Genomic DNA, 18,041 nt, shown 5'->3' on the forward strand with positions numbered 1-18,041 from the left:
TGCTTTTGTAGCTTGGCTTGTTCACGAAACTGCTATAGACAAGTGCCTAGATAGAGGGGGCGCGTGGGACAGCGTGCGCTCCCTTTGCGATACGTCGGCTGAGTAGGGATTGACGCGAGCCGAAATTTCCCAGTGTAGTGCAGCGTTTCCACAGTCCCGAACTACAGACGCTCAATCGCTGCGACACCCTACATCGCCCGCTACAACGCGGAAACTACATTCAGCGACACAACCGCTCACCCACAATCCGCGACAATCGCTGGCTTATGTCTTCTTCGTCTTCCGTTTCTCTTCGCATGGTGGTGATCCTCGGCCTGCTGTCGGCCATTGGACCCTTTGCCATCGACATGTATCTCCCTGCGCTGCCGCAGATCGGTGCTAGTCTGAATGCGCCCGTGGGGGCGGTGCAGGCCAGTCTCACGGCTTTCTTCATCGCGCTCGGCTTGGGCCAGCCGGTTTTTGGTTCGCTCTCCGACATGTGGGGGCGCAAGAAGCCGCTGTATCTGGGGCTCGTTATCTTCATCGTCGCGAGCATTGGTTGCGCGCTCGCGCAGGACATCCATACGCTGGTCACGCTGCGCTTTGTGCAGGGGCTGGGCGCTGCGGCGGGCATGGTGGTGCCGCGTGCGGTGGTGCGCGATCTGCATACGGGGCACGAGGCGGCACGCATGATGTCGCTGCTGATGCTGGTGTTCAGCGTGTCGCCGATTCTTGCGCCGCTGGCGGGCAGCGGTGTGATCGCGCTGGGTGGCTGGCGACTGGTGTTCTGGGCGGTGACGCTGGCGGCCGTGCTGGGTCTGGCTGCGATGGTGCGCGGTCTGCCCGAAACCCGTGATGCTGCCGCGCGCCACGAGAGCAGCATGGTCGATGTGTTCAAGGCCTACGCATTTTTGCTGCGCGACTTGCGCTACCTCGGCCTCGTGTTCATCGGCGCCACGGCGATGGCGGGCTTCTTTGTTTATCTGGCGGGCTCGCCGTTTGTGCTGATCAACCACTACGGACTTTCAGCCACGCAATACAGCCTCGCGTTCGCATTCAATGCGATTGCCTTTATCGGCGCGGCGCAATTCACCGGTGCTTTGGGCAAGCGCTACGGGCTGGTTTCCATCGTCAAGATCGCCGCTTCCGCCTGCGGCGTGGTGATGTGCTGCCTGCTCGCCTACTACCTGATGGGCGGCGACAACCTGTATGTGCTGATCGGTCTGTACTTTGTATCGAGCGGATTGATGGGGCTGGTGATTCCTACCACTTCAGTGCTGGCGCTCGATGACCATGGCGACATCGCAGGAACCGCGTCGGCCCTGCTCGGCACGCTGCAGATGCTGACCGGAGCCATCGCGATGCAGATCGTCGGTCTCTTCTCCAACGGCAAACCGCTTCCCATGGTCATCGGCATGGCAGCAGGCGCCCTCACCGGCGTGCTGCTCACCTGGATCACATTGAGCGGCAATCGATCCAAGGCTCTGCACTGAACCATCTCATGCGGCGGCCTTGTCCGCCACTTCGCGCACCATGATGCGATTGCGGCCCGCGCGCTTGGCGTAGTAGCAGGCCATGTCGGCAGCGCGAAGCCACGGCGTGACGTCATCGAGATCGGGCGGAGCCACGACGATGCCGATGCTCACCGTAGTCATCGAAGTCTGACCGTCATAGGCAAATTCCCATTCCTCTATCGATGCACGCACATGCTCGGCAATCAACTCAGCACGCTCGGCCGTGCAGTTGGGCAGCACCACGGCGAACTCGTCACCGCCGAGCCGCGCGACCCAGCCCACGTGGCGCGCGAGCTCGTCGAGCAGGCTGGCGAACTGGCGCAGCAGCATGTCGCCCGCTTCATGGCCAAGGCGGTCGTTGACCAGCGTGAAATGGTCGAGATCAAGGTGCAGGAGCACCACGCCGCTGTCGGAGTCTGCGTTGCCGCCCTGCCCTGCCTTCTTCGCGAGCAGCGCGCGAATACGCTCAAGGAACGCGCTGCGGTTGGGTAGATTCGTCAGCAGATCATGCGAGTTGGCCCACATGGGTTTGCGTCGCTCATCGCGCGCCGAAGTGATGTCCTCCAGTACCCAGACAGCCGCCATCGCCGAGCGGCGATCCATCGACATACGGCCGACCACACGCGCCCAGAGCTGGCTTCCGTCCTTGCGGCGCAGCTCGAACTCACCTTCATAACCACCACGCGCGGCCGCACCTTCACGCATCTGCCGGGCCAATTCGTCGAACTGCAGATCGTTGGCGAACAGCTGCCGCACGGACTGGCCTTCCAGCTCGACACGTGAGTAGCCCAGCATCAGGCTCGCCTGCTGACTGAGCAGTTCGAGCACGTCGTTGCGCGTGATGACGATGCCGATCGGCGCCTGCTCCAGAATGCCCTGCAGCTGCAGCCGCGAGAACTCGGCCTGATGACCGTGGTGCTGCTGCTGGGCTTCGAGATGATCGAGCGCGTCGGTCAAAAGCTCGGATTCAGCAAAGCGCGAAGGTGCATCATCGCCAGTGTTCTCAGCCAGGAGAATGCCCTGCGCACGCCGGTGCAAACGGGTCAGCGGCAGCGCCACCCAAGCCATGCCCAGCACGGCGATCAGCCCCACCAGAAACACACTGGCGGCGGCCAGCCACCACGCGCGGCGCTGCGCTCCATGGAGCGGAGCCATCAGCGCACGCGAGTCGGTCACCCTGGCCACCCACCATTCGGGCATGGGCACGCCGGCCATGCTGACCAGATGATCGCTGATGGTCCTCGTCTCGCCACGCCCGGTGGTGATGGGCTTGAGTTCCGAGCGCCATTGGGTGTAGACCTGCCCGACGCCGGGCTCCGTCCTGATGTTGCCCATGACGCGCTCGAGCTGCGGATGCGAGAGGATCACGCCGTCCGAGGTGAACACGATCAGCCGCGAATCGTCGCGCCCCGGCAACGCGAGCGAGTGCGGAAGCAGCCCCTGCGACTGCAACCTGAGCACGCCACCGACCACGCCAAGCACCCGGCCTTCGTCGTTGACCAGCGGCAGCGTGAGCATGATGCGTGCAGCGCTCGGCCGGTCGCCGATCACGCCCGACACCAGCGGCTTGCCCTGCACCATGGTGCGCAGAAGAATGTCCCGCTCATCGGTGTCAACGCTCGCGGCAGACTCCATCTTGCCGTTTTGCAGGTTCAGGATCAGTCGACCATCGCTGCGGGCAATCTCCATCGAGTCGAAGAATCGCAAGGCCGGAAGCCCTTGCTGCAGCACCCATTCCAGAAGTGTTGGTGACTGCAGCATCTGCGGCGTGATGCCATCGGCCAATGTGCTCAGCACCTTCTGGCTCTGCTCGATCTTGCTGGCCAGCAGGCGTGCGACCAGTTCCACCTCATCGGTCTGCTGACGCACGAGGCGCCCGGCAACTTCTTCGCCCGCGGCGCGCGAAACCACCCAGGCAGTCACCGTACCCGAGAGCGCCACGGCCAGCAGCAGGATCAACATCAGGCGCCGCACCAGCGGGCCAGGCATCTGCCATTGCGACCACAGGCCAGCACCGCGATCGGCATGGGCGACGACATCCCGCCCAGTGATCGCACTGGTGGTCATGACGAACCCCTTCGCGTTGACACCCACGCTCGGGATGCAAAATCTATGCTGAACATGTCGAATCGAAAGTGGCCGGTAACTTGGTTTACACCAGAATGACGCCAATATACGAGGGCGCCCAGAAGCCACCGTTGGGAAAACTACCCAATTCAGAGAAATCCCCTAGACCCCGTCGGCAGCCCATCTTGGGGCTTATGCGTTCTGCCAAATGGGATGGAATCGCGCAAGAAAAATGTTCGAAAACCACCCAAGCAACGAATCACGTGCGCCGCTCGCGAGCCATGCCGTGTTGTCGCACATCAGAATGCGATCCGCACCTACAGGCCGCAAACGGTGCGAGGTGCGCTCCAGCATGGTGCATTGGGGAAAGTACGCACGTTTCAGGGCCCGAGTTTCGCCTGCAGATCGTTTTTTGCCCCATTGCAAAACACCGCCCATTCTTGCGAATGGAAGGTGTTTCAGGGCCGCCAGTGCTCACCTCGATGCGGCGAGCAGAGCGAGAAAGAGTCTCAGCAGCGCGCCACGTTCTGCAATGCAGTGGGTTGCGGCAGACTCAGCACGTTTCCTGTACCTGCAATCAGGCCATGCTCGCGCAGATGACGCAGCACGCGCGAGAAAGTTTCGGGCGCGATGCCTAGCTGGGCGGCGATCAGGCGCTTTCGCTGCTGCAGCGTGACCTGCAGGCTGCCGTCCTCTGCGGGCGACGCATGGCGCAGCAACCATTGGGCACAGCGCGCCTCGGCGTCCTGCGCGAGTCGGCTCACGGCGAGTTCGGTCTGCTGCACATAGCCGGACGCCATGTCGCGGACCAGTGTCTGGGTCTCGCGCGAGAGTTCGGCATAGGCCTTGTGGAATTCCGGCAGAGGAATCCGGCGCAGGCTCACCTGTGTATCAGCAATGATATCCACGGGGTAGGTCTGATTCATGAGCACTGGCGCGGCATCGAGCCAGATCGGACCCTCCACCATTCCGAGCTGATGACGCAGCTGACCGGACTCCAGCAGTCCGAAAAGCACCCGTCCACTATCGAGATAGATCACGCTGTCAGGGCGCTGCGAGCGTTCACGCAGCACTCGGCCAGCTTGGACGATTTCGGGCGAGGCAACAGAATGGGAGGATGACAGTGGAAGCATGGGTCGTACTTTGCAGTCCTCACTCACTTCCGACATTGAGACAAGTCAAAACACCTATTCACTAACTTACAACGAAGGTAGGGGTGCGACTTGGTGCGCTACAAACAACACTTCCTGCGAAATATCAAGAAAAAGCTGGCGGCACGATGTTTGCTTTTCGACAATTTACCCGTCGACACAAATTCGTCATTTTTGGGGAGTTCCGATGACGGGTTCATCGACATCCGCCACGCCCACTTGGCGGCCTACTTTTTCAGCAGGAGAATTCATGAAAAAAAACATGCTGGCCTTTGCGGCCGCTGTCCTTTGCACCACCGGTGCATACGCGCAAAGCACGGTCAATCTGTCTGGTACCAGCGACATCTTCGTCGGTTCCATGAAGATGGCTGGCGATGCTGATCGCACCAACGTCGTGAACAGCGGCGGCCTGACCACATCGTGGTTCGGCTTCACCGGCAGCGAAGATCTGGGCGGCGGTCTCAAGGCCAACTTCCAGTTGACCTCGTTCCTGCAGACCGATACCGGCACGCAGGGCCGCTTCACAGGCGACACCTTTTTCTCGCGCGATGCCAACGTCAGCCTGTCCGGCGGCTTCGGCTCGGTGCTGCTGGGTCGCTGGATGGCACCCAACTTCCTGCCTTCCGTGATCGCCAATCCGCTGGGCGACTCGTTTGTCTTCGCTCCATTGATCCTGCACATGAACGTGCCTCTGTTCAACAGCACTGGCTGGAAGTCCACGACCCCTGCTGACACCGGATGGAGCAACCAGCTCGTCTACAGCACGCCCGACATCGGCGGCTTCAAGGCCAATCTGCAGTACCAGTTCGGCGAGCAGACCGGCGACAACAAGAACAAGCGCAACGTCGGCGCAAACTTCTTCTACTTCGGTGGTCCCCTGACGCTGACCGGCTTCTACGAGCGCGCTCAGATCAGCAACCCCGGCTCCGGCACCTATCTGGGCACAACCAAGACGGCCTGGATGCTGGGCGGCGCGTATGACCTGAAGATGGTCAAGCCTTACCTGTCATACGGCCAGTCCGAAGCCGACAACACCGACATCACTGCCAAGACCTTGCAAGTGGGCGCATCCGTGCCATTGGGCGCTGGCGCCGTGGTCGGCTCGTGGGCCAAGACCAAGCTGTCGGGCGCGGACATGAACCGCAAGACCCTCACCGTGGGCTACGACTACAACCTGTCCAAGCGCACCGACGTGTACGCCATGGTCATGAACGACAAGATCACGAACTACAACTCTGGTACGAGCTACGGCGTGGGCATTCGCCACCGCTTCTGATCAGACTTGAGTCCTGAGACGGTCGGGCTGCTATTGCGAGTGGCCGCCTGATCGAAAAGTCCTCCAAGACCTGCGCGCGCAAACCCTTGAAGGATTTGCGCGCGTTGTGCTTTCCAGCGTCGAAGAATGCTCACAGCACCAGCACGGCGCGGAAATCGTTGACATTGGTGTTCGTCGGCCCCGTCACGAGTAGATCGCCAATGGCATCGAAATAGCCATACGCATCGTTACGATCAAGCGCATCCGCCACCTTGCGTCCTACAGACTCGGCGCGCGCCAGCGTGTCAGGTGTGACGAACGCGCCCGCGTTGTCTTCCACACCGTCGATGCCGTCGGTATCGGCCGCCAGCGCCCACACATCCGCCTGTGATTGCAGCGCCTGCGCCAACCCGAGGCAGAATTCGCCTGCCCGCCCGCCCCTGCCCTTGGGCGTTCCTGCGGGTTGAGAGCGGATCGTCACCGTCGTCTCGCCACCGCTCAGAATCACGCAGGGCCTGGCGAACGGCTCGCCGTGCCGGACGGTGGCCCTTGCCAGCGCCGCATGTACCCGCCCCACGTCACGGGATTCGCCTTCGATCTCGTCGCTCAGCACATGCACGGCCAGCCCCGCCGCGCGCACCGCATCGGCGGCCGCCTCCAGCGACTGCTGGGGCGTGGCGATCAGGTGCACGGTCTGGCCCGTGAACACTGTGTCATCGGGCTTGGGCGTTTCCAGTTCGCCGCGCTCGAGTTGCGCGAGTACCGCCCGAGGCACCTCGATCCGGTAGCGCTTGAGAATCGCAAGCGCATCGGCGCAGGTCGTCGCATCTGGCACCGTCGGGCCACTTGCAATAATGGCCGGATCATCCCCTGGCACGTCGCTGATCGTGAGCGTCACCACCTGTGCGGGCGCGCAGGCCGCCGCCAGTCGCCCGCCCTTGATGCGCGAGAGATGCTTGCGCACGCAGTTCATCTCGGCAATGTTCGCGCCACTCTCGAGCAAGGCCTTGTTGATGGCCTGCTTGTCGGCCAGCGTGAGCCCATCGGCCGGCAAGCTCAGCAAGGCCGAGCCGCCTCCCGAGATCAGGCACAGCACCAGATCATCCGCCTTCAGCCCCCCCACCAATTGCAGGATCCGCTCGGCCGCCGCCATGCCCGCCGCGTCGGGCACCGGGTGCGCCGCCTCGGCAATCTCGATGCGCTGCGCAAGACCTTCGGGACGCTCTGGGATATGCCCATAGCGCGTGACCACCAGCCCCGACAGTGGCGCATCTTCGGGCCACAGCGCCTCCACCGCCTGCGCCATGGCGGCGCCCGCCTTGCCCGCGCCGATCACGAGCGTCCGACCTTTCGGTGGCGTGGGCAGATGATCCTTCAGCGTGTGCAAAGGCTGCGCGCGCCGCACGGCCACGGCATACAGCGAAAGCAAAAAGCCGCGAGGATCGCGGCGAAAATCCGGCGCAACCGCATCAGTGGCAGCTGCGACGGCATCCAGGGAAAGGGAGTCGGCATGTGAGGGCATTCGCAAATTGTACGGAGCGATGGCTCACCCACACGCCGGACCGGCCATATCGCTCACCGCTTTCCACAGCACGCAATAGGGCGTTTGGCAAGCTGCGATCAGGCCATCTTCTTCGACAGGTCCCACATCGCATCGACCAACAAGTCCACATCGGTCGCGTCATGCCACAGATGAGTGGACACGCGCACGCCATAGTGGTCTGCCGGCGCACCGATCACCGGGAAATTGGAGTTGCGGATCACGAAGCCCTGCGGATACTCCGCCGCCAGCCTCGCCACGAAACTTGAAGACTTCTGACTGCTCATCACGTCGTCTTTGTTTTGGAACGGATTGAACGAGGTCAGCGCCGACAGAAGCTTGGGATCATCCTTGGGCGCATACAGCGAATCGATGCCCCAGCGCTCCGCCACCTTTTCCTTCAGATACGACGCGAGCGTGAGGTCGTAGGTTTCGACCTTCTTGCGTCCAATCTCATCCCACATCTTGCAAGCCTGCACGAGCGACGCGAACATCGGTGTATGCACGCTGCCGCAACTGGTAATGGTTGCTGCGATGTCATACGTTTCCTTTCCATTGGTGGTGCGTTCCAGCGCCGAATACGAACTCGTGTGAATCGGGAACCACTTGGGCAGCGGCAGTGGGTTGGACGCGCGAATCTTGTTGCGCACGATGAGAATGCCTGTCGACCCCGGACCACACTGCCACTTGTGCCCGGCGCCAGACATGAAGTCCATGCCAAGATCCGCATAGTTGTAGGCCATCATGCCCGGCAGGTGCGCACCGTCCACGATGCTGATGAGCCCATGCGTCTTCACCACCGACATCAGATCCGCAATCGGCAGCATCGTGCCGGTCTTGTAGGTCGGAGAAGACCACATCATCGCCCGCACGCGTTTGCCCTGGGCCTTGAGTGCGCGGATGCGTTCATCGAACAAGTTCACGTAGGTGGCGGCGGTCTGATTGTTACCCACCGGCATGGCGATGCGCGAGACTTCGATGCCATATCGATCTGTGGCAATCTTGAGCGGCGTGTCGCCGCCGCCATGCTCGTGGTTGGTTGTCACCACCACATCACCAGCCTTCCAATCGATGCCCAAAATTGCATGGCACATGCCCGACGAGGTGTTGGCCGAGAACGCCAGCTCATCGGGATCGACGCCAAAACCCGGTGCAGCCGCCGTGCGAAGATCAAGCAGATTGGAATAGCCGTTCAGGCAGTCCACGGCCTTGGCGCGGTTTAACGTAGAAAACGTGTCCAGGACGGTCGAAGGCATCGACCCCGCCGTGCCGATGTTCAGGAACGTCTTGGCCGGATTGAGCACGAACATACCCTGTACGCCACTCCAAAATCCCGCGTCCTGCACGAGCTGTGCACGCAGCGCCTCCGAAGTCGATTGCGCATTGCTGCTGCCACATGCGGCAAGCATGGGTCCGAGTGCCGTGGCGCCAGCGCCATAGCCCAGCATGCGCAGAAAGTCGCGGCGCTTGGATGTCCAGCGACTGGTATCCATGCTCTCTTGCGCGCATGGCTCGTTGGCGGTCGATTGAGTGATGGTCTGATTCATGGGAGCCTCCGTGGATGGATGGAATGTCTGGACTCGAAGAGATCAACGACGCCCGACGACGGCTGCAATCTCGATCTTCACGTCGCGCGGCAGACGAGCAACCTCCACCGTGGCGCGCGCCGGTGCGGCGGACTTGAAGTACTCCCCGTACACCTTGTTCATGGCACCGAACTCGTTGAGGTCCTTCATGTAGACCGTGGTGGCCAACACATCCTCATACCCCAGCCCCTGGCTCTTGAGCTTGGCACCGATGAAATCAAGCACAGCGCGTGTCTGCTCCTCGATCGAGGGGCCCGCCAGCGCATTGCCCGCAGCATTGAGCGGCAGCACGCCGGAGAAATAGATCGTGCTGCCGTGCGAGACCATCTGCGAATACGGACCGATGGCGGGATAGATCTGGTTGGTGGACAACACCTCCCGCTTGCTACCGGGCGCTGCACATCCCCCCAATATCACGGAGAGTGCAACGCCCCCCAGAACGGCGGTGAACCGACATGAATTTCTCTTCATCATGAAACTCCTTTTAAAACACTATCAAGACCAAAATTTGATTTGAAAATCTCTTTTCATTGGTCAAATATTTTCCAAATTTCACACCTTGACCAAGCACATGACACGAATGAATTCTAAAAACACACAAAGCAATCTCAACCGTCTTTTTTCCCTTACGCAGTACTACGCAAATTAATCTACGTGCTACTACGCAAAACAAATGAACACACAAAACATAATCAGCAGCATATTGCACCGCAATAATGCGCCACGACAAAATGCACCTCTTTTCAGAGCACGTCATCCTCTCTTGCCGCACCATACAGACGCACTCACACAACGAAGCGCACCAAAATAATCCATTCAATATCAACGGGAAATAAGTGAAAGCATTATTTTTCCAACAAATGGAATGCATTGAAAAATGCATTTGCAATCCGGGATAAACCACTTGACGGCAGGATTGAAAAAGCAATGATTCATGCACTGCTTCATTCCTTGAATTTCCATGCAGCTGCGTCTCAAACTGATATTGATGGCGACCATCCCCGTGGGTGTGGCGTTGATCTGCATGGGGATCACGACGCGTCACCAAACGATGTCATTGGCGAACGAAGAACGAAAACTCGTTGAGGCCGCCTATCTGCACAGCAAGGAAACCGAGCTGCGTCATTACGTCGAACTGGCGCGCAGCACCATCGAACGCATCGCGGAATCCTCCGACGCGAGCGACACCGATCTGCAGAAGAAGGCCATGCACGTCGTGGCGCGTATGAAGTTCGGCGACGACGGCTATTTCTTTCTCTACGACCAGCACGGCCAACTGCTGGTGAACCCCGAACAGATGGCGGTCGCGAATGTCGATCTGTGCGATCCCAATACGCCGAGCGGCCAAACGCAGGCCAAGCTCATCCTCGACATGGCGAAGGCCGGGGGTGGACTCGTGCGTTATGAATGGCACAAACCCTCCTCGCAGATTCTTGCTCCCAAGCTCGGCTATGTCCTGCAGGTTCCGGTCTGGAACTGGGTGGTGGGCACGGGTCTGTATCTGGACGATGTGCAGGAAACACTTGCCCGCATTGACGAGCACGCCAAGAACAACATCGCCGCCACCCAACGGCGCATCTATCTGATCGCGGCACTGTGCATGGTGTTGATCGCGTCGGCCGGTGTGCTGCTCAACTTGAAGGACCATCGCATCTCGAGCGTCAAGTTGCGGCGGCTGGCCCAGCGCGTTGTGCACTCGCAGGAAGAGGAGCGCGCCCGCGTCGCGCGCGATCTGCATGATGGCGTGGTGCAGGTGCTGGTGTCATCGAAATTTCTGCTGGAAACGGCGCAACTGCAACAGCAGTACGCGGCACCGCAGGACGGGGTTGCCCCCAACGGCAAGGCGCTGGACCAGGGCCTTGCGCGCCTGAACGATGCACTCACCGAAATCCGCCGCGTGTCACATGGCCTGCGCCCAGCGCTGCTTGACGATCTGGGCCTGCCCGCAGCATTGGCCCTGCTGAGCGAGCAGATGTGCAAGGGCGGCGCAACCCATGTGCGCTTCGGGCCCTGCAGCGAGGCCCAGCCCATTCCCAACACCCACGCCACGGCGCTGTACCGCGTGGCGCAAGAAGCCGTGAAGAACGCCTGCACCCATGCCAATGCGTGCGATGTGCTGGTCAGCCTGCGCATCGATCCGCGCAGTATCGCTCTCGTCGTACAAGACAACGGACAGGGTTTCGACATCCAGCGCGTGCTTGCCGATGGCAACCGTGGCATTGGCCTTCGCAACATGCGCGAACGCATCGAGGCGCTTGACGGCCAGTTTTCGATTAGCGCCAGCCGTCTGGGTACGCGCATCGTCGCCACCCTGCCGCTGCACGCCGAAGCGGGCAACGACACGGCCCTGCCCCATTCCCGTTTCGACTCCAGCTACGCACCCGCATGAACCCGCCATCACTCCACCACTCCCCCATTCGTGTGCTGCTGGTCGACGACCACCCGCTGGTGCGCGACGGCGTTCGCATGCGACTTGAAGCAACGCCTCACATTCGCGTCGTCGCCGAAGCCCACTGTGCCAACGAAGCGCTGGAGCTCTCCTCGCAAGCGCAACCCGACATCGTGATCACCGATATCCGCATGCCGGGTGCAAGCGGCATTCAGCTCACTGCGGCGTTTCGCGAACGCTATCCACTGATCCGCGTACTGGTGCTCTCCATGCATCAGGAAGAAGAATATGTGCGGCGCGCCATGATGCTGGGAGCGCGCGGTTATGTACTCAAGGACGCTCCCGCCCAGCAGCTTGTGCAGGCCATCGAACTGGTGCACGCGGGACGCTCGTTCCTGAGCCCCGGTCTCGAGCAGTGGCTTCAACCAGCAGGCGACCACGGTGCCGCCCAACGTACCCATCGAACACTCACCCCACGCGAAACCACCGTGCTTCAATTGCTGGCGCAGGGCCACTCCAACAAGGAAATCGCCGAACTCATGGGCTCATCCATCCGTACCGTGGAGACACACCGCCTGCACCTGCGCCGCAAGCTGCGCATCGATGGCCGCGCCGCACTCGTCAAATACGCCGTCGACTATGCCGACCTTCAGCCGCAGTCCTGAGTGAAAAAGAAGCCGGATTGCGTAGACTCGGGCAGAACAGCACATTCCATTGAACCCTCAGGAGACGGTTTTGCCCAATTTCGTAGACACCTCGCCGCCCGGCCATTGCATCTTCTGTCGCCTTGTCGCACGTGAAATTCCTGCCGCCGTGGTGCACGAGGACGAGCTCACCATCGCGTTCATGGATCTGGGGCAGGTGACACCCGGCCATGTGCTCGTCGCCACCAAACGCCATGCCGACACACTCTATGACCTGACCGATGCCGAAGCCGCCGCCGTCATGCAGGTGAGCCGCCGCATCGCGCTGGCTGCCCAGAAAGCCTTCCCCTCCGCCGGGCTCACGCTGCTGCAGGCCAACGGCGCCGAAGGCGGGCAGACCGTCAAGCACTTTCACATGCATGTCGTTCCGCGCCATGCAGACGACGGCATCGAACTGAGCTGGCCCCGCAAAGAGCCCGGCGCCAAGGTACTTGACGAGTACGCCCGGCACCTCCAATCTGCACTAAAAGAAGCTTTCAATTAGGCATCTTCTGCTGATAAATGCGGTCTTCACAGTAATAAAATCCGCTCATTGAACTTTTTCTGTGTGAAACAAGTCTCACTCGGCGATCATGAAAAAACGCTGGATTCTCGCCTCCACCGCCGTCGCCTCCATGGCTCTGGCCACGGGTGCCGTTGCGCTCGACGCCAAGCAGCGCGAATGGATTTTTCAACCCAGTGATCGCGCTTGGGGCGGAAACCGCGACATGAGCGGGCTCGAGGATGTATGGATTCCGCTCGCGTCATCCCTGCCAGGCAAAGAAAAGAAACTGCACGCGCTGTGGATGCCCGCGGCTTCGCCCAAGGCACCCGTGATGCTCTATCTTCACGGTGCACGCTGGAACGTCTCGGGCTCGGTGCCGCGCATCCGGCGCATGCACAGCCTCGGCTTTTCGGTGCTGGCGGTGGACTATCGCGGCTTTGGGCAAAGCACCCATGAGCTACCGTCTGAAGCATCTGCGCTCGAAGACGCGCAGGCCGCATGGCAATGGCTCGCCCTGAAGGCGCCAAGGAACGACCGTTTCATCTTCGGCCACTCACTCGGCGGCGCCATCGCCATCGATCTGGCGGCCAAAGTGCGCGATGAACGCGGCACGCTGGTCGAAGGCACGTTCACCAGCATTCCCGATGTGGTCAGTTCCTTCAAATGGGGCTGGCTACCGGTCTCGCCGCTGATCACCCAACGCTTCGAGAGCGTGCGCAAGGTCGCCGACATCCGGTCACCGCTGCTGGTAGTGCATGGCAGCGCCGACAAGCTGATTCCCGCCGACCTCGGCCGCAAGCTCTATGAGGCTGCACCCGGCCCCAAGCGGTTTGTTCTGGTTGAAGGCGGAACGCACCACAACACAAATTCGCTTGGTATGGCCCAATACCGTGAGAGCCTGCGCGAACTGTTTGATCTCAAAATCTGAACTAGCCAATCGCAAGACTTGGCCACCACTTGGCACACGCAGTGAGAAAAAAGTGGTGCAAAGTTGGCTTGAGAAAACTCGAGTGTCCGCAGGGAATTGCGCCCCGCTGCGTCTATCTCACATTTCCTCCAGCCTGCTCCCTTGACGGGGCTATCCCCCCTCACTTCTCTGCGCATGCCTGCGCTGACGGACAATCGGCGCATGACCGATTTCTCCTCCCTGCCCTGCGTCGCCATCGCGGGGCCCACCGCATCCGGCAAGACCGCCGTCGCCCTGCAGTTGGCGGCCCGACTCGCGCCGCAGTTGCCGGTGGAAATCATCAGCGTGGATTCGGCGCTGGTCTATCGCGGCATGGACATCGGCACCGCCAAGCCCACGCGCGACGAACTGGCGCAGGTGCCGCACCATCTGATCGATATCCTCGATCCGCTCGAAGCCTATAGCGCGGCCGAGTTCGTGAACGACGCCAACCGCCTGATCACCGAGATCCACGCACGCGGCGCACTGCCCGTGCTGGTGGGCGGCACCATGCTCTACTTCAGGGCGCTGATCGACGGCATCGACGACATGCCCGCCGCCGACCCGCAGGTGCGTGCCACGCTGGACGCGCAGGCCGCAGAGATTGGCTGGCCCGCCATGCACGCCGAGCTCGCCAAGATCGACCCCACCACTGCGGCACGTCTTGCGCCCGGCGACAGCCAGCGCATCCAGCGCGCGCTCGAGGTCTGGCATGTCTCGGGCCAACCGCTATCGAGTTTTCACTCGCGCCCATCACCCAAATCCTCCAGCAGCCCCCTCACGGCAGATGCCCTTTATTCGCTCGAGCCGAACGACCGCAAATGGCTGCACGAGCGCATCGCCCAGCGCTTTCACATCATGCTGAACAGCGGCTTTCTCGACGAGATGAAACAGCTGCGCGCACGCGGCGACCTGAACCCCGATCTGCCATCGATGCGCTGCGTCGGCTACCGTCAGGCATGGGAATCGATGGACGGAACGCAGTCCATGTCCACGCTCACCGAGCGCGGCATCGTGGCCACGCGCCAGCTCGCCAAACGCCAGATCACCTGGCTGCGCAGCATGCCCGAGCGCCATGTCGTCGCATGCGATCAGGTCAATGCGACTACCGTGCTGGTCGATACCATCATCGCGCGCGTGCACGCCAGCGGAATCACAGCATGACAACCAGCGCGCCGACCGCCAACCCCTTGATGAGTCTGCGCGGGCTGACCAAACGCTACGGCGATGCTGTCGTCTTCGGGGATGTCGACATGGACGTGTGTGCCGGTGAATTCATCGCCGTGGTCGGCGAATCGGGCGTCGGCAAATCCACGCTGCTCAACTGCATGGCGGGGCTCGACACCTGGGATGCCGGCACGATCACGCATCGCACGGCGGATCTGGGCCGCATGGACGACAAGGCCCGCGCCATCTGGCGTCGCAGCCACGTCGGCTTTGTGTTCCAGGCCTTTCACGTGCTGCCGCATCTGGACGTCGCGCAGAACCTCGCCCTGCCGTTGATGCTGCTGAACCAGAACGATCCCGCCCGCGTGCAGGCCATGCTGCAAGCGGTCGGTCTTGAAGGCAAGAGCGCACGCCTGCCACAGGAACTCTCGGGCGGGCAACTGCAACGCGTCGCGATTGCGCGCGCGCTGGTGCACAAGCCGCCGCTGCTGCTCGCCGACGAGCCCACCGGCAACCTCGATTCCGAAACCGCCGCACGCATCATGGACCTGCTGGTCGCGCAGACGCGCGAGAACGGTGCGGCGCTGGTGCTCGTCACCCACTCCGAACAGGCCGCCGCGCGCGCCAATCGCGTGCTGCGTCTCACCGCCAGCGGTATGCAGCTCCACACCCCATGATGCTGGCCCTGCTCCGCACCGTGGTCTGGCAAAACGCGCGCCACCATCCATGGCGCACATTGGCCGCCGTCGTGGCGGTGATGCTCGGTGTGGCCCTCGGTCTCTCGGTTCAGTTGATCAACGCATCTGCCCTCAGCGAATTCTCGCGCGCCGTGCGCACGGTGCAGGGCCAGCCCGATCTAGAACTGAGGGCATCACACGGCACACTGCCCGAGTCGCTCTATGGCCTTGTCGCCACACAGCCTGCGGTCGCACTCGCAGGCCCGTGGCTCGACGTCACCGCCCTTGCCAGATCCGATCAAACATCCTCACAAGCCGTGGCCTTGCGCGTGCTCGCCACCGACACGCTCAGCGTCGCCACCATGGCACCCGCACTGATGCCGCGCACCGCCAAGGGCGCCGAGCGGCTGGCTATGCTCGCGCCGGACACGCTGTTCCTCAACGCCGCCGCACTCAAGGCCCTGCAGATACAAGAGTCCGATCTGCCAAGCGCCACGCTGCGCCTGCAATCTGGAGCGGCATCCCAAGTCGTGAAGATCGCGGGCACGATTTCCGCGCCCGGCACGCCTACTGGGGTGATGGACATCGGCGCGGCGCAGGACCTATTCGCACGCGCGGGTGAGCTGAGCCGCATCGACCTGCAACTGCGTGAAGGCGAAGACCTCGCACGCATTCAGCGCGATCTGCAAAAGCTGCCCGGCTGGCCGCGCAACGTGTTGCTGAGCATGCCCGGCGACACCACGCAGCGCGTGGACAACCTCTCGCGCGCTTACCGCGTGAACCTCACCGTGCTGGCACTGGTGGCGCTGTTCACGGGCGCCTTCCTCGTCTATTCGGTGCTCGCGCTCGGTGTGGCACAGCGCGCGCCGCAACTCGCCTTGATCGCCGTACTCGGCGTCACGCCGCAGCAGCGCCGCATGCTGGTGTTGGCCGAAGCGGGTGCCATCGGGCTGTTCGGCAGCGCACTGGGCATTGCGCTTGGCACCGCACTTGCCGCGCTCGCGCTGTGCGTGCTCGGCGGCGATCTCGGTGGCGGCTACTTCGCAGGCGTACAGCCGCAACTGCAATGGAGCGGAACCACGGCCACACTCTACGGAGCGCTTGGCGTGCTGGCCGCACTCATTGGCGGCTGGTGGCCCGCAAGACAGGCACTCGGCCTTCCGCCTGCGCAAACACTCAAGGGCCTCGGCGCGATGACACGTGCACCGCACAAGCCCTGGCTGAGTCTGATGCTGCTTGCCGCCAGCGCCTGCCTTGCCATGGTGCCTCCGGTTCAAGGCATCCCCGTTGCGGCGTATGTCGCGGTCGGTCTGCTGCTGACGGGCGGCATCGCGTTACTGCCATGGATGGTTCAACTGCTACTGCAGATCGCCCTGCCGTTCGCACGCGATCACGTGCTCCTCCTGCTGACGGTGGAACGCGCGCACCGCATGCGCGACGTTGCAGCCGTCACGGTGGGAGGCGTCGTGGCGAGCCTAAGCCTTGCGGTCGCACTCACCGTGATGGTCACGAGCTTTCGCGCATCCGTCAGTCAATGGCTGGAAACCGTCGTGCCTGCGCCTATGTATGTGCGTGCCTTAGGTATGCCCGCAGGCGACGACGCGGCCATCTTCTCGCGCGATCAGGTGCGTGCGATTTCCAGCATCGAGGGCATCGAGCACATGCAGGCGCAGCGCGTCAGCAGCCTGCGCCTGAACAATACACAAGCCCCTCTCACCATGCTCGCCAAACCGCTCGGTCAACAGGTCGAACAGACCCTCGTGCTGGTGGATGCGCCGCTGCAGGCACCTTCCGGGACCATTGCGGTCTATGTGAGCGAAGCCGTTCCAGCGCTCTACAACGTGCATCCCGGCGACGAATGGCCCGCTCTCTCCAACGCGATGCAGGCCGATAACAGCAGCGCTCCCAAGCAATCGTCAACACGCTTTTTCGTGGCCGGTGTGTGGCGCGACTATGTGCGCCAGTTCGGTGCCATCGTGATCGATGCATCGGCCTACGAACAACTCACCGGCGATGCCCGCGCAAGCGATCTCGCCATCTGGCCCAGCCCCGGCGCGGACTTGCCCACCCTGCAGCAACGCATCACCGCCGCCGCGCCCAATGTCGCGCTCGAATTCACGACCTCGGGCGCAATCCGCGCGCGCTCCCTCGCGATCTTCGACCGCACCTTCGCCGTCACCTACTGGCTGCAGATCGTCGCCATCGGCATCGGCCTGTTCGGCGTCGCCGCCAGCTTCAGTGCACAGGTACTCGCCCGACGCAAGGAATTCGGGCTGCTCGCACACCTCGGCCTCACACGCGCGCAGATCCTCGCCGTTGTCGCTGGAGAAGGCGCCGCATGGACCTGTATCGGTGCAATCACCGGCACCCTGCTTGGCATCGCGGTATCGGCCGTGCTGATCTTCGTCGTCAACCCGCAGAGCTTCCACTGGACCATGGACCTGCACCTGCCCTGGCTGCGCCTCGCGTTGCTTGCGCTCTCTCTCATCGCGGCGGGTACTCTCACTGCGTGGATTGCGGGCCGGGCTGCAGCTGGAAAGTCCGCGATATTGGCCGTGAAGGAAGACTGGTAATCCCGCGTT

General features: G+C 62.1%; 14 protein-coding genes. 9 read left to right on the forward strand and 5 right to left on the reverse strand.

Features of this window, described 5'->3' with window-relative positions:
- Positions 1–266 precede the first annotated feature (266 nt).
- Positions 267–1,472: a multidrug effflux MFS transporter gene (locus G7047_RS15845; protein WP_166307329.1), complete on the forward strand. Its 1,206-nt coding sequence runs from the start codon at positions 267–269 to the stop codon at positions 1,470–1,472.
- A gap of 6 nt (positions 1,473–1,478) precedes the next feature.
- Here G7047_RS15845 and G7047_RS15850 read toward each other — a convergent pair whose 3' ends face one another.
- Both G7047_RS15850 and G7047_RS15855 read right to left on the reverse strand, forming a co-directional pair.
- Positions 1,479–3,560, reverse strand: a complete 2,082-nt coding sequence (locus G7047_RS15850) for a diguanylate cyclase domain-containing protein (RefSeq protein WP_240939149.1) — start codon at positions 3,558–3,560, stop codon at positions 1,479–1,481.
- 509 nt (positions 3,561–4,069) lie between these two features.
- Complete coding sequence (locus G7047_RS15855) at positions 4,070–4,693, reverse strand: Crp/Fnr family transcriptional regulator (protein ID WP_166307332.1); 624 nt, start codon at positions 4,691–4,693, stop codon at positions 4,070–4,072.
- A gap of 268 nt (positions 4,694–4,961) precedes the next feature.
- On the opposite strand from G7047_RS15855, the gene G7047_RS15860 reads away from it, so the two are divergent.
- Entirely contained in the window at positions 4,962–5,987 is a 1,026-nt protein-coding gene (locus tag G7047_RS15860; protein ID WP_166307335.1) for a porin, read from the forward strand.
- Between the two features lie 130 nt (positions 5,988–6,117).
- Here the strand turns inward: G7047_RS15860 and G7047_RS15865 are convergent, their stop codons facing one another.
- The 3 genes from G7047_RS15865 to G7047_RS15875 all read right to left on the reverse strand — a co-directional run bounded on the left by G7047_RS15865 (position 6,118) and on the right by G7047_RS15875 (position 9,563).
- Positions 6,118–7,488, reverse strand: a complete 1,371-nt coding sequence (locus tag G7047_RS15865; RefSeq protein WP_166307338.1) for a glycerate kinase — start codon at positions 7,486–7,488, stop codon at positions 6,118–6,120.
- A 98-nt stretch (positions 7,489–7,586) separates the two neighbouring features.
- Complete coding sequence (locus G7047_RS15870; protein ID WP_166307341.1) at positions 7,587–9,053, reverse strand: aminotransferase class V-fold PLP-dependent enzyme; 1,467 nt, start codon at positions 9,051–9,053, stop codon at positions 7,587–7,589.
- A gap of 42 nt (positions 9,054–9,095) precedes the next feature.
- Positions 9,096–9,563 carry a Rid family detoxifying hydrolase gene (locus tag G7047_RS15875; RefSeq protein WP_371813893.1) on the reverse strand — a complete coding sequence of 156 codons (468 nt, stop codon included), beginning with the start codon at positions 9,561–9,563 and terminating at the stop codon, positions 9,096–9,098.
- Positions 9,564–10,053: 490 nt separating this feature from the next.
- Here G7047_RS15875 and G7047_RS15880 point away from each other — a divergent pair, with 490 nt between their 5' ends.
- From G7047_RS15880 to G7047_RS15910, 7 genes are all read left to right on the forward strand, one after another.
- Complete coding sequence (locus G7047_RS15880) at positions 10,054–11,481, forward strand: cache domain-containing protein (RefSeq protein ID WP_166307347.1); 1,428 nt, start codon at positions 10,054–10,056, stop codon at positions 11,479–11,481.
- Entirely contained in the window at positions 11,478–12,146 is a 669-nt protein-coding gene (locus tag G7047_RS15885; protein ID WP_166307350.1) for a response regulator transcription factor, read from the forward strand. Before G7047_RS15880 ends, G7047_RS15885 begins: the two co-directional genes overlap by 4 nt.
- Before the next feature lie 70 nt (positions 12,147–12,216).
- The gene (locus G7047_RS15890; protein ID WP_166307353.1) at positions 12,217–12,669 is read left to right on the forward strand and encodes an HIT family protein; all 453 of its coding nucleotides are present in this window, start codon (positions 12,217–12,219) and stop codon (positions 12,667–12,669) included.
- An 88-nt stretch (positions 12,670–12,757) separates the two neighbouring features.
- The gene (locus G7047_RS15895) at positions 12,758–13,597 is read left to right on the forward strand and encodes an alpha/beta hydrolase (RefSeq protein ID WP_166307356.1); all 840 of its coding nucleotides are present in this window, start codon (positions 12,758–12,760) and stop codon (positions 13,595–13,597) included.
- A 201-nt stretch (positions 13,598–13,798) separates the two neighbouring features.
- Entirely contained in the window at positions 13,799–14,779 is a 981-nt protein-coding gene (miaA, locus tag G7047_RS15900; protein ID WP_166307359.1) for a tRNA (adenosine(37)-N6)-dimethylallyltransferase MiaA, read from the forward strand.
- Entirely contained in the window at positions 14,776–15,459 is a 684-nt protein-coding gene (locus G7047_RS15905; RefSeq protein WP_240939150.1) for an ABC transporter ATP-binding protein, read from the forward strand. The genes miaA and G7047_RS15905 overlap by 4 nt, the downstream gene beginning before the upstream one ends.
- The gene (locus G7047_RS15910; protein WP_166312096.1) at positions 15,459–18,032 is read left to right on the forward strand and encodes an FtsX-like permease family protein; all 2,574 of its coding nucleotides are present in this window, start codon (positions 15,459–15,461) and stop codon (positions 18,030–18,032) included. The genes G7047_RS15905 and G7047_RS15910 overlap by 1 nt, the downstream gene beginning before the upstream one ends.
- Positions 18,033–18,041 lie beyond the last annotated feature (9 nt).

This window comes from Diaphorobacter sp. HDW4A, from assembly GCF_011305995.1.
GTDB lineage: Bacteria > Pseudomonadota > Gammaproteobacteria > Burkholderiales > Burkholderiaceae_C > Diaphorobacter_A.

What these genes read in the sequence shown, in the direction of transcription:
- G7047_RS15885 (WP_166307350.1), top strand. Translation starts at nt 11,478, where the DNA reads ATGAACCCGCCATCACTCCACCACTCCCCCATTCGTGTGCTGCTGGTC.
- G7047_RS15870 (WP_166307341.1), bottom strand. Translation starts at nt 9,053, where the DNA reads ATGAATCAGACCATCACTCAATCGACCGCCAACGAGCCATGCGCGCAA.
- miaA (WP_166307359.1), top strand. Translation starts at nt 13,799, where the DNA reads ATGACCGATTTCTCCTCCCTGCCCTGCGTCGCCATCGCGGGGCCCACC.
- G7047_RS15895 (WP_166307356.1), top strand. Translation starts at nt 12,758, where the DNA reads ATGAAAAAACGCTGGATTCTCGCCTCCACCGCCGTCGCCTCCATGGCT.
- G7047_RS15845 (WP_166307329.1), top strand. Translation starts at nt 267, where the DNA reads ATGTCTTCTTCGTCTTCCGTTTCTCTTCGCATGGTGGTGATCCTCGGC.
- G7047_RS15875 (WP_371813893.1), bottom strand. Translation starts at nt 9,563, where the DNA reads ATGAAGAGAAATTCATGTCGGTTCACCGCCGTTCTGGGGGGCGTTGCA.
- G7047_RS15865 (WP_166307338.1), bottom strand. Translation starts at nt 7,488, where the DNA reads ATGCCCTCACATGCCGACTCCCTTTCCCTGGATGCCGTCGCAGCTGCC.
- G7047_RS15850 (WP_240939149.1), bottom strand. Translation starts at nt 3,560, where the DNA reads ATGACCACCAGTGCGATCACTGGGCGGGATGTCGTCGCCCATGCCGAT.
- G7047_RS15910 (WP_166312096.1), top strand. Translation starts at nt 15,459, where the DNA reads ATGCTGGCCCTGCTCCGCACCGTGGTCTGGCAAAACGCGCGCCACCAT.
- G7047_RS15905 (WP_240939150.1), top strand. Translation starts at nt 14,776, where the DNA reads ATGACAACCAGCGCGCCGACCGCCAACCCCTTGATGAGTCTGCGCGGG.
- G7047_RS15860 (WP_166307335.1), top strand. Translation starts at nt 4,962, where the DNA reads ATGAAAAAAAACATGCTGGCCTTTGCGGCCGCTGTCCTTTGCACCACC.
- G7047_RS15880 (WP_166307347.1), top strand. Translation starts at nt 10,054, where the DNA reads ATGCAGCTGCGTCTCAAACTGATATTGATGGCGACCATCCCCGTGGGT.
- G7047_RS15855 (WP_166307332.1), bottom strand. Translation starts at nt 4,693, where the DNA reads ATGCTTCCACTGTCATCCTCCCATTCTGTTGCCTCGCCCGAAATCGTC.